Here is a 13,206-nt window from a genome sequence, read left to right on the forward strand (position 1 = left end):
GGCGCGCGGTCTTGCGATTATGGCGAAAAGTGGTCTTCGCGCCCTTGTGCAGCACCTCGACAGAGCCTAACTCGATCAAGATTCTTAACTCTCGGCCGCTACACTGAGAGTCCCGATTTGCATGTACTGGCAATTTGCCCTAGCCGAAGAGTGAGCATGACACCCGCCGCACTCGACACGACCATTCTCGCCGTGCTTGCGCCCTTCGCGGCTGCAATCATCGCGCCATTCGCCACGAAAGTGCTGAAGCACAATGCGGCCTGGCTGCTTGCCATCGTGCCGCTGCTGATCTTCCTGCACTTCACCCGGTTCGTGCCGGGTGTGTCCGAGGGCGAAGTCTATACCGTCGCAAAAGAATGGGTGCCCGCCTATGGCGTCACCCTTTCTTTTTATCTGGACGGGCTTTCGACGCTGTTTGCGATGCTGATCTCCGGGATCGGCACCTTCATCATTCTCTACGCGGGCGGCTATCTGAAGGGACATCCGCAGCAGGGCCGGTTCTTTTCGTTCCTGTTCATGTTCATGGGGGCGATGCTGGGACTGGTGACGAGCGATAACCTGCTGTCGCTGTTCATCTTCTGGGAACTGACCTCGATCACGTCCTTCCTGCTGATCGGTTTTGATCATCTGAGGGCTGCCTCGCGCCGTGCTGCGCTGCAGGCGCTGCTGGTGACCGGCGGCGGCGGACTGGCGCTGCTGGCGGGCTTCCTGCTGATCATGCAGGTAACCGGTATGTCGCAGATGTCGCAGGTGCTGGCGGGCGGCGATGTGCTGCGCAACAGCGGCCTCTATCTGCCGATCCTGATCCTCGTTCTGGGCGGCGCCTTCACCAAGTCGGCGCAGTTCCCGTTCCACTTCTGGCTTCCCAACGCCATGGAAGCGCCGACCCCGGTGTCGGCCTTCCTGCACTCGGCCACCATGGTCAAGGCGGGTGTCTACCTGCTGATGCGCATGCATCCGGCTCTGGGCGGCACCGAAGTCTGGATGACCGTACTGCCGTTGTTCGGCGGCATCACGCTGCTGGTGGGCACGGTCCTGGCGGTGCGCCAGACCGACCTGAAGCTGATGCTGGCCTATACGACGGTTGCCTCGCTCGGCCTTCTCGTCATGCTGACGGGCACCAGTTCGCAGAAGGCGCTGGAAGGCGCTGTGCTCTATCTGCTGGCGCACTCCCTGTTCAAGGGCGCTCTGTTCATGGTGGCCGGTATCATCGACCATGAGACGGGCACGCGCGACGTGACGAAGCTGGGCGGGTTGCGCAAGGCGATGCCCATCACCTTTGCGGCTGCCGCGCTCGCCGGGCTTTCCATGGCCGGCCTGCCGCCCTTCATCGGCTTCATCGCCAAGGAAGTGCTGTATTACGGCACCTGGGGGCTCTCCAGTGGCGCTCTGCTGATCACCGCCGTGGCTGTGGCGGGCAATGCGCTGATGCTGGTGATTGCGGCAGCTGTCGCCATCAAGCCGTTCTTCGGGCCCGAGGTGCATACGCCCAAGCATGCCCATGAAGGCCCCGCATTGCTGTGGGCCGGACCTGTCGTGCTGTCGCTGACCGGTCTTGCCGCCGCTCTGCTGGCCCATTCGACGGGCGAACTGTTCATCGGGCCGATGCTGTCCTCCCTGATGGGCGCGCAGACGGCCGTGGAACTGCATCTCATCCCCGGCTACATCTCCGCACCGCTGATCCTGTCGATCATTACCGTGGCGCTGGGGATCGGGCTGTTCCTGATGCTGGACCGCCTGCGTGCGGCGGTGGCCGGTGTGCTGAAGGCCATCGGCTGGGGACCGGACAAGGGGTTCGACCAGTTTGTGGCTGCCATCGTCAAGCTCTCCACCGGCATCACCCGCCTGCTGCAGGGCGGTTCGATGCAGACCTATATGGCCGTCGTCTTCCTTGCCACGGGGGCCGCGCTGCTGTTGCCGGCGGTCTTTGCCAATGGCATGCCGCAGGTGCCGGAATGGCCCGAGTTCCGCTTCTATGAGTGGGCCGTGATCCTGATCGCTGTGGCTGGCCTGGGGGCGGTTCTGTTTGCCAACACCCGCCTGACGGCCATCGTGACACTCGGCATCCAGGGCTTCGCGGTGGCGCTGATCTTCATGCTGTTTGGTGCACCGGATCTCAGCTTCACCCAGTTTATGGTGGAAACCCTGTCTGTGGTGATCCTCGCCCTCGTCATGACCCGGCTCAACCTGTCACCCCGCGACCATCGCCCGATGCTTGCGCGGATCGTCAGCCTTGGCATTGCGGGTGCCGTCGGCCTCGGCTTCACGCTCGTGCTGCTGGCCATCACCCAGCAGCCCTTCGACGCGCGCCTGTCCGAGTTCTTTACCCAGTACAGCCGCGTGATTGCTCATGGCCGCAACATCGTCAACGTGATCATCGTCGACTTCCGCGGTTTCGATACGCTGGGCGAAATCGCGGTGGTGGTTCTCACCGGGCTTGCCGTGCTGGCGCTGATCCGGGTCCGCACCAAGCCGGAACCCGAGACGGCCAAGAGCGGCAAAACCACGAAGACCAAGCCTGCGGAGGCACGCTGATGCGCACGATCATCTTCCGCACCTTTGCGCCCTATATCGCGGCCCTGATGGTGCTGTTCTCCATCTTCGTGCTGCTGCGCGGCCACAATGAGCCCGGCGGCGGTTTCATTGGCGGCCTGATTGCAGCTTCCGCCCTGGCCATCTACGGCATCGCCTGCGGTGTGGAGGGTGTCCGCAGGGCCATCGGCGTGCATCCGATGACGCTCGCCGGTATCGGTCTGCTGCTGGCTGCCGTTGCCGGGCTGCTGTCGGCTTTCACGGGGCAGGCCTACATGACCAGCCAGTGGGCTGTCGTGCATATTTTCGGCACGGATGTGGATCTGTCCACGCCGATGTTCTTCGATATCGGGGTTTATCTCGTCGTGGTGGGAGCCTTCGGCTCCATCGCGCTCGCGCTTGAGGAAAGGGAGAGCGACTGATGGAAGCCGGACTGTCCATCCTCATCGGCCTGTTCTTCACCGTGGCCGTCTATCTGATGCTGTCGCGCATGTTCGTGCGGATGCTGATCGGTGTCGTCATCCTCGGCAATGCGGTCAACATGCTGATCTTCGTCAACGGGCGCCTGACCCGCGAAGTGCCGCCGCTGATCCCGCTGGATCAGGCGACCGTCACGCAGGCAACCGCCAATCCGCTGCCGCAGGCCCTCGTGCTGACGGCCATCGTGATTTCCTTCTCCTTCTTCGCCTTCCTGCTGGTGCTGGCCTACCGCACCTATCAGGAACTGGGCACCGATGACGTGAACGACATGCGCATCGCCGAGCCCAAGGGTGAAGCCGGTCCTCCGCAGGGGTACTGATCCATGGCCGGACCTTCCTATTCGGTTGATATTTCGCAGGCTATGACCACCGCGCCGGTGACGGCGGCGGACTGGCTCATCGTCGTGCCCTCGATTCTCACCCTCATCGGCGGTTCACTCTGCCTGCTGCTGCGCAAGAACACGTCCCTGCAGCCGAAGCTGGCGCTGGCCTTCCTCGGTCTGATGGTTCTGGCGACCGGAGCCTTGCTGGTGCATGTGCTGAAGGCCGGGGTCGTGACCATGGTGATGGGCAACTGGCTGCCGCCTTTTGGCATCGCCTTCACGGCCGATCCTCTGGGCGCAGTCCTTGCCTTCATTGCCTCGGTGGTGGCGCTGTGTGCGGGCATCTACGGGGCAGGGACCATTGACACATCCGGGCGGCGTTACGGGTTCTATCCATTCCTGCTGTTCCTGATGACGGGTGCCTGCGGCGCCTTCCTGACCGGCGACATTTTCAACATGTATGTCTGGTTCGAGGTGCTGCTGATCTCGTCCTACGGTCTTCTTGTGCTGGGCAACGGCAGGGCGCAGCTGGACGGCGCCGTGAAATACGGTGTGCTGAACCTGATCGGCACAAACCTTTTTCTGATTGCCACAGGCCTGCTCTATGGCCATCTGGGCACGCTGAACATGGCGGATGCCGCCATGAAGCTGTCGAATGCAGAGCCTTCCGGCCCGGTGATGACCATCGGTGCCCTGTATCTGCTGGCCTTTGCGATGAAGGCGGCAGCCTTCCCGGTGAATGCCTGGCTTCCGGCGTCCTATCACACCCCGAGTGTTGCGGTTTCGGCGATCTTTGCCGGGCTTCTGACCAAGGTTGGCGTCTATGCGCTGCTGCGCGTCATGGTGATGCTGATGCCGGTGGCCCGCGCCGAAATGAGTGACGTGATTGCCTGGGTGGCGGCTCTGACCATGCTGGTGGGGGTTATCGGTGCGCTGGCGCAGTCCGATCTCCGGCGTCTGCTCGGCTATCTGGTCATTTCCGGCATCGGCTCGATGCTGGCGGGCATCGCCATGGGCACGCCTGCGGCGATTTCCGGCACCATTTTCTATGCGGTGCATTCGCTCATCGTCATGACGGCGCTCTATCTGGCCGCCGGTGTGATGGCTTCGATGTGCGGCAGCAATGATCTGCGCAAACTGGGCGGCCTTTACGGCGAGAGCCCGGCCCTTGCAGCCGTGTTCCTGATCCTTGCCTTTGCCGTGGCCGGCCTGCCGCCCTTCTCCGGCTTCTGGCCCAAGCTGATCCTCGTCGATGCCGCGCTGGTGACCGGCTGGTCCTGGCTGGCGGCCGCCATCCTCGTGACAGGGTTCCTGACCTCCATGGCCGTTGGCCGGGTGTGGATCTATGCGTTCTGGCGCGGCGGGCCCGAGGGAACGGCTGACGGCGGCCAGGTGGCGCTGCAAGGTGGTGGTTCTGCAGCGGTTGCCGTGCAGGCCTTAGGCCTTGCTTCTCCGGCGCTCTGGATCCCGGTTGGCGCGCTGACGGCACTGGTCATCCTGTTCGGACTTGCGCCGGAGTGGCTGATGAACATCGCCATGCGCGGTGCCGGCGGCCTGATTGATCCGGCCGGTTATTTCCTGTCTGTCTTCGGAGGTGCAGCATGAGCGGCCTGTTCCTCGTCAATATCCTGCTGGCTGCCGCATGGGGGGCGGTGACTGGCTCCTTCTCGGTGGTCAATCTTGCTTTCGGCTTCGTGCTCGGACTGGGAGCGCTGTATCTGATCCGCGAGCAGATCAACACCGGCGGCTATTTCCGCCGTGCCTCGCGCGTCACCGGGCTGATCCTGCTCTTCCTCTACGAGTTGGTCATGTCGGCCTGGCGCGTGGCACGGATCGTGATCCGCCCGAAACTTGACCTCAATCCGGGGTTCATCGCGTTCCCCCTGACGGTTGAAAGCGACTTCGAGATAGCGCTTCTGGCCAATCTGATCACGCTGACGCCGGGAACGCTGTCCGTGGATGTCTCAGAGGACCGGAAGGTGCTCTACATCCACTGCATCGACGTTCCTGATCCGGAAGGGACCATTGCGGACATCCGCAATGGGTTCGAACGCAAGATCATGGAGGCCTTCCATTGAGCCCGCTTGACCTGTTTGCCGAAAACTTCCTTGAGGTCTGCATCCAGATTTCTCTGGTGCTGCTGGTCTTCACCTTCGCCGTGACGGTGGTGCGCACAGTGCTCGGACCGAGCCTTCCGGACCGGGTGGTGGCCCTCGACATGCTGGTGGCGACGGCGATCGGCTTCATTGCCGTGATCGGCATTGCAACCGAGTTCTATCTCTACGTGGACATCGCCATTACGCTTGGCCTTGTCGGGTTCCTCAGCACAGTGGCGCTGGCGCGCTTCATTCTGAACCGGGGGCAGGTCGGCGATCCGACCATTTCCGCGGAAGTGAAGGAAGATCTCGCCCGCAGAAAGGCTGGAAAATGAACGCTGCAATCGAAATCGCCAGTGGGCTCTTCCTGGTTGCCGGAGCGCTGTTTGCGGCAGCTGCCGCACTTGGCCTCATCCGCTTTCCCGACGTGTTCTCGCGCATGCATGCCGCGTCAAAGGCCGGGACGCTTGGATCTGGTCTGATGCTGATCGCGCTTGCTCTGCACGCGAGGGAACTGGATGTGATCACCAGAGCGATCGCTGGCGTTGTTTTCTTTCTGCTGACCGCTCCGATCTCGGCGCATCTTGTGGCCAAGGCGGCTCTTGCTGCCGGATACCGCCCTTGCGCGGTGACAAAAATGGACGTCCTCGCACCGCTTCTCGACCGGAAGAAGAAGCAGAAGACCTGACAGGGTTGCCCTTCCGGTCAGGAGAGGAAAGTGCTTGTTGCAAGGCCTGGTGTCAGACACCGGGCCTTACTTTTGCCGGGACAAGTTTCGGCTCTGTGAAAGCTTGCAGGGCCGGGCAGGGCGCGGCCAAAGGCTGGTTGCGCGCGGGATGCGGGAAAGCCGCAACTTGACGGCACTACAGCGGGTTTTTACCACAATATGGACAAATTTGGACTACAGATGACGGAGGTGTTTCGTTGAAAACAGGCCGTTTTACTTTTTTCTTGTTTGTTAGGGCTTGTCCAATGAATGAAGCATCTATATAAGCTCGAATACGTTGCCTCTGCATAAGAATCAAATTTTTCTCGTCGCGCTTCCCAAGTAAGCTTGTGCTGCAAAGCGTCGATTGGTGAAGACCTTGGGTTTGTGCAGGAATGCGAACACGCGACAAATTTACGAGATGGGTGAGAAATGACTGACACGCCGGTAGATGCAAACCTGATCGACCTGACCGCTGAGATTGTTTCCGCTTATGTGAGCAATAATACCGTAGCGGCAACTGAGCTTCCGGGCCTGATCAACGAAGTTTACGGCGCATTGCAGCGCACGTCTGGCGCCCAGGTCGAGCCGGAGCCGGAGCCGCTCAAGCCGGCCGTTCCGGTCAAGAAGTCTGTGATGCCGGACTACATCATCTGTCTGGAAGACGGCAAGAAGTTCAAGTCGCTGAAGCGTCACCTGCGCACGCACTACGACATGACCCCGGAAGAGTACCGCGAGAAGTGGGACCTGCCGGCCGACTACCCGATGGTTGCTCCGAACTATGCTGCTGCACGTTCGGAACTGGCCAAGAAGATGGGCCTGGGTCAGCAGCGCAAGCGCGTCAAGTAATTGTCAGCCCTGCACTGCAGGAATGAATTCGAGGCCGCTGCGGGAAACCGCAGCGGCCTTTTGCATTTGTGGCTGCAGTGCTTGGAGGCTCAGGCGCCGCACCGGCCGGAGCTCTTTCGATGAAAACAACGGCGCTGAGAGGCTCTCTCTTGGCCTCGAAGTAAGTATGGCCGAAAAGCCGGGTCCCGCTTCTGTTCGAATTGCCTGAGATGAGCTGCTGGCAGGACAAGCTCACCGGCGGCGGCAAGAGTGGCGCAGGGGCCACAATGTGCGGAAGGAAGCGCGCAGTCCGGTAAGGCGGTTGAGATCGCCTGTCCAGTGCGCTTGCCGGCACCTTGTCCGCTCTGCCCGCATGGCACGGACCAGGCTGAGCAGCAGGGCGGGAATGCCGATGCCGCGGTCATGGTGATCAGGCCCTCCCATTTCTGCCCCAAGCCCAAGACGCGCAAGACGCATCCAGAACAATCCGTCCGGCACTGTCGGTTTATGCATCCGGGCTCCCTTCACGCCTCCTGGAGCAAACCAAGGCTTCGATGCTGACGCGTTCTGCCAAGGCTTTCGATGCTGACGCATCACGCCTTGAAATTGCTCAGGCGCCGAAGAGGCTCAGGCTCCGGTTTCCTGTCTGCGGTGGCAGTCAGGAATTTATCCATCATCGCTGGACTGGCTGGCGTGGGGAGAAATGGCGGATATCTGCGCTCCCTTAAAAGTTGCTAGGAAACTTATCCCTCACCCCGGATTGCTGACGTATTATGTAGGAATATAAGCCTAAAGGGGAAGCCCACGGGGAGATTGGTGATGGAGTGCGTAGCGAGGACTTCTATCCGGCAACAGCGTCAGGGTGGAGGCGGGGGACAGGCGGGAGAGGTGAGGAACAGAACCGTCTTGGCCCGGCTTCTGCTGATCGAGGGGTTGGTTGCGGAGGTTTATGGCATCAGCCCGCCGGAGCTGCTCAGTGAGGGCCGTGGCGTCCGGCTGATTGCCGATGCCCGGCAGCTGGTGATGTATCTGGCCCATGTCGCCCTTGGCCTCTCCTGCGCCGAGGTAGGGGACTACTACGGCCGCGACCGCTCCACGGTCGCCTACGCCTGCCGCAAGTGGGAGGACCGGCGCGATGATCCTCAGGTCGACGCCGTACTTTTCAAGATTGAACAACTGATTGCAGGTGGCATGACGGTCTATGGTCTTGCCCGCTGGGAGGGTTTCCGATGAGCAGAGCGCTGACAGAGGAAGGTCGCAAGGTTCTCAAGTTTCTGGCCGCGACAGGGGCTGTCATTGTGTCCGGCAGCGGTCAGGAGGACGCTCCGGTACGGCTTGAGGGACGCCAGGAGACAGGCGGGAAGCGCCGGCAGATGATTGTGACGGTGCGGGTGCTGCACGAACTGAAGCATCTGGGCCTGACGCGTGAGGCGCCGGATGGCGCATTGAGGCTCTCGACTGAAGGCCGCCTGCATGTGCGCAGAATGCTGAGCGGGGGCAGGGACGGCTTTCAGCTACAGCATCAGATCCGGGAGGCGCAGACGCTGCAAGCAGGGGCGGACGGCCCGATCCGGGTGACGGTCAATCTGGCGGAAAGCCCTCTTGCCTGGCTGGCGCGGAGAAAGGATGGCAAGGGCAAGGCGATGCTGACGGCAGCCCAGTTTGAGGCAGGTGAACGCCTGCGGGAAGACTATACATTTGCGGCGATGATGCCGAACCTGTCCGGCGGCTGGCGCACGGAAGCCGGAGCCGGGCGCCATACCGGCCGTGGCCCGGCCGGACCGGACATGAGCGACAATGTGATGGCGGCGCGCCTCCGGGTGGAGCGGGCTCTGGATGCCGTCGGCCGCGGGCTTGGCGGCGTGCTTGTGGATGTCTGCTGCCTGCTCAAGGGGCTGGAGACAGTCGAGCGGGAACGGGGCTGGCCGGTCCGCTCGGCAAAGGTGGTGCTGGGGATCGGCCTGTCCGCTCTGGCCTCGCACTACGGCATGGCGGAAGCGAGGAAAGCGCGCCGGAAATGCGATGGCCCGGCGGTCACGCCGCAGCCAGAGCCGAGGCCGCGTCGTCCTTGATGCGCTGGACCATGGACTTCAGGCCGTTGGAGCGCTGCGGTGTGAGGTGATCCTTGAGACCGATGCGGGCAAAAATCGCGTCCACATCGGTCGCAAGAATGTCTTTGGCTGAATGGCCCGAGAAGACGGCAAGCACGATGGCGACAAGACCCTGCACGATCAGGGCGTCGCTGTCGCCGAGGAACGTAAGAATGGCACTGCCATCCTCGCCATGCGTGATCTGGGTGACGAGCCAGACCTGGGACACGCAGCCGCGCACCTTGTTGTCTTCGGTGCGCTGGTCATCAGGAAAGGCGGGCAGGGCGCGGCCCAGTTCGATGACATATTTGTAGCGGTCTTCCCAGTCATCGATGAATTCAAAGTTCTCGAGGATTTCGTCAAGACTGGCGGTCATGTGCCGGGGTTCCGCTTTCTGGAGCACGTCAGGTGCGCAGATATAGACGTTGCGGCCCGTCAGGCAAGGGTGCCCGGCATTGCGGCGGGAAAAAAGACGCCGCAAGTGGAAGGGGCAGCAATCCACTTGCGGCGCGGCGGCATGGCCACCGAGTTTTTCCGTCTCTCCAGTCCGGCCCCGGGTCAGGACGGGGGACCGGTCCGGTCATGCGGGCGCAAACCACCGCGGTCCGGAATGACAGGCCCGGTGCCGCGGCAGGGTCGGTCAGACCCGGGGGACTGACCTGGGATTGGGCCGTGGCACCGGCCCAAAGGAGGCCTCCGGAACGGAGGAATTCTGCTGTGCAATCTCCGGCGCAGGCAGATGCCACGACGGGATGCTGAGTTCACCGCCGGATGTGCCATCCGGGGCTGAAATGGAGCCAGTGACGTCACCGGGGGCAGGGTGCGCTGCCAGCGCCGGATCGTTTGTTCCATTTCCTGCCTCTGCGCCGTCGAAATACTGGTAGACCAGCTTTGCGCCGTCGCGGGCATTGGCGCCGATGGCCGCAAGGGCCTCGCCGCCGGTTTCGCAGGCCTGCGGATTGCGGCCGCAGAAGCCTGTCAGATCACTTACGGTTGCCTGAGCGGCCATGAAAGCCGCCACAGGGTCGACGTTGAAGCCGCCTGCCTGCTCCTTGCCGGCGAAGAACGGCACCATCGCCAGCACCAAGACAAGCCAGAAGGCTTTCCTGACGAGGAAGAACATTGCGCTACCCTTCAGTTTTCCGGTTCCGCCAGTCTCCGTGCCATGGGCTGACGGTTTTGTTATGGCACGACATTAGCCGGTACATCCAAAAGCGGCGTTTCTCTCCGGGGGGTGATTTTCTTCAAAGAAAACAGAATGTTGAATATATTTTTCGGCAAACTTGATTCAAATTTGAGCGGAATTGGGCCAAGGGGCTGCACGGAACTGGTGTTTTTTTGCCCGGGCTTTTGAGGAGTTTCGATCCGCCTTCAACGTTCCTTAAGTGATCCGGGCGAAAAATCGGATAACGAGAAACTGGAGGTACCGGGCTTACCGGTCCCGTGGTGAGTGTGTTGCGTAGCGTATCCAGGTTCCTAACCATCTATGGCCAGCCCATAGCCCGTTTTGTCGAGGGACTGGTTCATCCATCCGTCGAAGGGGATGAGCTGCGCGCGCCGCGCCACAAGGCCTTTATCACGGCCAATCTGGTCACAGGCTCGGCCGCTCTGCTTCTGTTTCCGCTGCATCTCGCTGTCGCCGGACCGGCCTCGCTGCCCCTGACGCTGATTCTCGGCTGGGCACTGGCTCAGTGGCCGCTGGCACTGTTCCTGTCGCGCACAGGTAATCTGACGGTGGCACAGGCCGCCTCTGCGGCAGTCTTTGCGCTGTTCATTGGCGGCATTGCGGCCATAACGGGCGGCATTGCGTCCTTTGCCCTGATCTGGCTGATTCTGGCGCCCGTTGAGGCGGCCTTGACCGCCGACCGGCGCGCGATTCTCTACGTGACAGCGCTCTGCATAGTCGAAGTGGGACTGCTGGCTCTGCTGGGAGCCGTTGCACCCGTCTATGCCCTGGCCGGCAGCCCGGAAGCGGCGCTGGCCGTCTCCTCCGGCGGCGCGCTGGCCTATGCCATGATGATGGGCATCAAGCTTGCGCGCGAACAGCAGCGCGGCGAGGGCCTGTTCCGCCATCTGGAAAGCCGCCTGAAGATGGTCAATGACGAGGCCAGCGGCATGGTTGCATTGCTGGGCGAAGGCGGTGACGTGATTTCCATCGGCGGATCCTGCGAGACATTGCTTGGCGCCAGTGCGCGGCAGGTCCAGCGGGAAGGGCTGTTCCAGCGGCTGCATGTGGCAGACCGGCCGGCCTTCCTGAAGATGGTGTCGGATGTGGAGCGGGACCGCTGCTCCATGAGCCTTGAGGTGCGGCTGCGGCAGGGCCGGAACCGTCCGGGTGAGGCGGGAATGGCCGATTACCGCAGTGTTCTGATCGAATGCCGCCCGGCTTCGCGTGCCGATGCAAGAGACAGGTCGGGGCGCGTGCTTGCGGTGCTGCGGGAAGCGGCAGGCCATAGCAATGCCGGCTCTGCCGAAGAGAATGTGTCGCGAACGGTTGCTGAGGCAGGGCATGAACTGCGTGCGCCGCTGACCGCGATTGCCGGTTTTTCCGAGGTGTTGCGGGAACGGCCAGACAGCCTGAGCGATGCTGTCCGCAGGCGCGAATATGCTGACCTGATCCATGCATCCAGCACCCATCTGCTGGACGTGGTGGACGGGATGATATCCGGGCAGCACAAGCCGGCTATTCCTCTCAAGCCCGGCAGCCGGGCTGAGGCGGATCTGGTTGCCTGCCTGCAGGACTGCGTGCGGGTGGCAGCGGATGAGGCGCGGCTGCGCAATGCTGCGCTGGTCAGTGAAATCGATCCGGCGCTGGGAAGTTTTCCGGCGGACGAGGTAGCTTGCCGCCAGATCGTGATCAATCTGCTGTCCAATGCCGTGAAGTCGGCACAAGCGGGAGGGCGGGTCGAGCTTCTGGCCCGGCATCTTGGCAATGGCGCGGAATTCCGCGTCACGGCGACGGGGATGCTGCCGGATGCAGGCGCGGCCTCACGGCGCGGGCAGCCGGAGCCGTTGCCGGGCGCTGAAATCGGTCTTGCCCTGGTGAGGGGCCTTGCCGAGCTGCACGGGGGCAGCTTCCGTGTTGATGCGACACGGGGCAACGGGACAAGCATGACGGTTCTTCTGCCGCCCTCTGCGGCAGGGGCAAAAACAAATTCACCGCGCAAGGCAGGTCAGCTGCCGGTGCGAACGGTGGCCTGAGGCCGGAAAGCGGAGAGCGGACTGGAGCGCATGGCACGCAAGCGAGTTGACCCTGAACCGCCGCCCCGCGAGGGGCTGGTTGCCCGCATGGGCACGGCTGCGATGGACAATCCCGTCGCGGCTGGTGGTTCCATCGTCATGGCGCTGACCGGGTGCCTGATCATTGCCAATGCGGTTGGACTTCAGCCAGGCCGTCATCCGGCGCCGCTGGTCGTGACGCGTGAGCGGCACAGCGAAGTGGTGCCCCAGGAAAACCGCGCGGTGATGCCGCAGGCGGTTTCGACGCTGGTTCTGGACGTGCAGACCGAATTGCGCCGCATCGGCCTGTATGAGGGGCTGCTGGACGGCATGGTGGGCCCTGCGACGGAACGGTCCATCCGCCGCTACGAGATCCTGACCGGTTTGCCGGAAAGCGGCGAGGTGAACAGTGCCCTGCTTGCCCGTCTGCTGATGGAGACCGAAGGGTTGGTGGAGCGGGCCGCTGCCAGCAGCAGCGGCGGCGGTGGGGCGGTGCCCTTGCCGAGACCCTCACCTTTCGCCAGCCCGGCACATCGCAACAGCGCAGCTGCGGCGAGCCCGGCACCGGCTGCTCCTCAGCCTCCGGCAACGATTGCGGCTCTTGTCGAACAGTCGCAGCCAGTGCGCCATGTGCCGCTTCCCACCGCAACAGGCACAGTGCCTGTGCCCCCCCAGGAGGTGGGCAGAGGGACACAGGTTGCGGAGAATGGCGGCGGGCAGCTTGCCAAGGTGCAGCGGCTTCTCTCGGAACTTGGCTATGGCCCCTTGCGGGCAGACGGCATGATGAGCGACAACACCGCCAACGCGATTCAGCGCTTCGAGCTGGACCGGGGGCTTGCCATCACCGGACAGGTGTCGCCCTCGCTCATTCGTGAGCTCGAAGAATTCACAGGGATTCCGTTCGAGGGATAACCGGGCCTGCCTTGCGGGCTG

Annotated in this window: 14 protein-coding genes; 12 read left to right on the forward strand and 2 right to left on the reverse strand. The window is 62.7% G+C overall.

The annotated features are described in order from the left end of the window. Positions 1-156: 156 nt before the first annotated feature. The 10 genes from IF10I1_RS04755 to IF10I1_RS04800 all read left to right on the forward strand — a co-directional run bounded on the left by IF10I1_RS04755 (position 157) and on the right by IF10I1_RS04800 (position 9,036). On the forward strand, positions 157-2,535 hold the full coding sequence (locus tag IF10I1_RS04755; protein WP_186424378.1) for a putative monovalent cation/H+ antiporter subunit A: 2,379 nt from the start codon (positions 157-159) through the stop codon (positions 2,533-2,535). Next, the gene (locus IF10I1_RS04760; RefSeq protein ID WP_050471094.1) at positions 2,535-2,954 is read left to right on the forward strand and encodes a Na+/H+ antiporter subunit B; all 420 of its coding nucleotides are present in this window, start codon (positions 2,535-2,537) and stop codon (positions 2,952-2,954) included. Before IF10I1_RS04755 ends, IF10I1_RS04760 begins: the two co-directional genes overlap by 1 nt. Then, positions 2,954-3,331 (forward strand): Na+/H+ antiporter subunit C, encoded by a 378-nt coding sequence (locus tag IF10I1_RS04765; protein WP_050471095.1) that lies wholly within the window; start codon positions 2,954-2,956, stop codon positions 3,329-3,331. The genes IF10I1_RS04760 and IF10I1_RS04765 overlap by 1 nt, the downstream gene beginning before the upstream one ends. Positions 3,332-3,334: 3 nt before the next feature. Next, complete coding sequence (locus tag IF10I1_RS04770) at positions 3,335-4,939, forward strand: Na+/H+ antiporter subunit D (RefSeq protein ID WP_186424379.1); 1,605 nt, start codon at positions 3,335-3,337, stop codon at positions 4,937-4,939. Next, positions 4,936-5,412, forward strand: a complete 477-nt coding sequence (locus IF10I1_RS04775) for a Na+/H+ antiporter subunit E (protein ID WP_050471097.1) — start codon at positions 4,936-4,938, stop codon at positions 5,410-5,412. Before IF10I1_RS04770 ends, IF10I1_RS04775 begins: the two co-directional genes overlap by 4 nt. Then, positions 5,409-5,765 (forward strand): cation:proton antiporter, encoded by a 357-nt coding sequence (locus IF10I1_RS04780; RefSeq protein ID WP_050471098.1) that lies wholly within the window; start codon positions 5,409-5,411, stop codon positions 5,763-5,765. The genes IF10I1_RS04775 and IF10I1_RS04780 overlap by 4 nt, the downstream gene beginning before the upstream one ends. Further along, positions 5,762-6,118 (forward strand): monovalent cation/H(+) antiporter subunit G, encoded by a 357-nt coding sequence (mnhG, locus tag IF10I1_RS04785; protein ID WP_050471099.1) that lies wholly within the window; start codon positions 5,762-5,764, stop codon positions 6,116-6,118. Before IF10I1_RS04780 ends, mnhG begins: the two co-directional genes overlap by 4 nt. A gap of 450 nt (positions 6,119-6,568) precedes the next feature. Next, positions 6,569-6,985 (forward strand): MucR family transcriptional regulator, encoded by a 417-nt coding sequence (locus IF10I1_RS04790; RefSeq protein WP_186424380.1) that lies wholly within the window; start codon positions 6,569-6,571, stop codon positions 6,983-6,985. A gap of 885 nt (positions 6,986-7,870) precedes the next feature. After that, positions 7,871-8,197, forward strand: coding sequence for a helix-turn-helix domain-containing protein (locus IF10I1_RS04795; protein WP_050471101.1), 327 nt, complete (start codon positions 7,871-7,873; stop codon positions 8,195-8,197). After that, a complete protein-coding gene (locus IF10I1_RS04800; RefSeq protein WP_186393934.1) occupies positions 8,194-9,036 on the forward strand; it encodes a DUF6456 domain-containing protein in 843 nt (280 codons plus the stop codon). Before IF10I1_RS04795 ends, IF10I1_RS04800 begins: the two co-directional genes overlap by 4 nt. Here IF10I1_RS04800 and IF10I1_RS04805 read toward each other — a convergent pair. Together IF10I1_RS04805 and IF10I1_RS04810 are read right to left on the reverse strand one after the other, a co-directional pair. Beyond that, the gene (locus IF10I1_RS04805) at positions 8,999-9,430 is read right to left on the reverse strand and encodes a SufE family protein (RefSeq protein ID WP_050471103.1); all 432 of its coding nucleotides are present in this window, start codon (positions 9,428-9,430) and stop codon (positions 8,999-9,001) included. The two genes, IF10I1_RS04800 and IF10I1_RS04805, sit on opposite strands and share 38 nt — an antisense overlap. A gap of 264 nt (positions 9,431-9,694) precedes the next feature. After that, on the reverse strand, positions 9,695-10,177 hold the full coding sequence (locus IF10I1_RS04810; RefSeq protein ID WP_186393933.1) for a DUF5330 domain-containing protein: 483 nt from the start codon (positions 10,175-10,177) through the stop codon (positions 9,695-9,697). A 332-nt stretch (positions 10,178-10,509) separates the two neighbouring features. Between IF10I1_RS04810 and IF10I1_RS04815 the strand changes: the two genes are divergently transcribed. Beyond that, positions 10,510-12,255: a HAMP domain-containing sensor histidine kinase gene (locus IF10I1_RS04815; protein WP_186415344.1), complete on the forward strand. Its 1,746-nt coding sequence runs from the start codon at positions 10,510-10,512 to the stop codon at positions 12,253-12,255. A 30-nt stretch (positions 12,256-12,285) separates the two neighbouring features. Next, positions 12,286-13,185 carry a peptidoglycan-binding protein gene (locus IF10I1_RS04820; RefSeq protein ID WP_186415345.1) on the forward strand — a complete coding sequence of 300 codons (900 nt, stop codon included), beginning with the start codon at positions 12,286-12,288 and terminating at the stop codon, positions 13,183-13,185. The last annotated feature ends 21 nt before the right edge of the window (positions 13,186-13,206 follow it).

The organism is Pannonibacter sp. I15F10I1, from assembly GCF_900185665.1.
Lineage (GTDB): Bacteria > Pseudomonadota > Alphaproteobacteria > Rhizobiales > Stappiaceae > Pannonibacter > Pannonibacter indicus.

What these genes read in the sequence shown, in the direction of transcription:
- IF10I1_RS04805 (WP_050471103.1), bottom strand. Translation starts at nt 9,430, where the DNA reads ATGACCGCCAGTCTTGACGAAATCCTCGAGAACTTTGAATTCATCGAT.
- IF10I1_RS04775 (WP_050471097.1), top strand. Translation starts at nt 4,936, where the DNA reads ATGAGCGGCCTGTTCCTCGTCAATATCCTGCTGGCTGCCGCATGGGGG.
- IF10I1_RS04790 (WP_186424380.1), top strand. Translation starts at nt 6,569, where the DNA reads ATGACTGACACGCCGGTAGATGCAAACCTGATCGACCTGACCGCTGAG.
- mnhG (WP_050471099.1), top strand. Translation starts at nt 5,762, where the DNA reads ATGAACGCTGCAATCGAAATCGCCAGTGGGCTCTTCCTGGTTGCCGGA.
- IF10I1_RS04760 (WP_050471094.1), top strand. Translation starts at nt 2,535, where the DNA reads ATGCGCACGATCATCTTCCGCACCTTTGCGCCCTATATCGCGGCCCTG.
- IF10I1_RS04770 (WP_186424379.1), top strand. Translation starts at nt 3,335, where the DNA reads ATGGCCGGACCTTCCTATTCGGTTGATATTTCGCAGGCTATGACCACC.
- IF10I1_RS04755 (WP_186424378.1), top strand. Translation starts at nt 157, where the DNA reads ATGACACCCGCCGCACTCGACACGACCATTCTCGCCGTGCTTGCGCCC.
- IF10I1_RS04800 (WP_186393934.1), top strand. Translation starts at nt 8,194, where the DNA reads ATGAGCAGAGCGCTGACAGAGGAAGGTCGCAAGGTTCTCAAGTTTCTG.
- IF10I1_RS04810 (WP_186393933.1), bottom strand. Translation starts at nt 10,177, where the DNA reads ATGTTCTTCCTCGTCAGGAAAGCCTTCTGGCTTGTCTTGGTGCTGGCG.
- IF10I1_RS04765 (WP_050471095.1), top strand. Translation starts at nt 2,954, where the DNA reads ATGGAAGCCGGACTGTCCATCCTCATCGGCCTGTTCTTCACCGTGGCC.
- IF10I1_RS04820 (WP_186415345.1), top strand. Translation starts at nt 12,286, where the DNA reads ATGGCACGCAAGCGAGTTGACCCTGAACCGCCGCCCCGCGAGGGGCTG.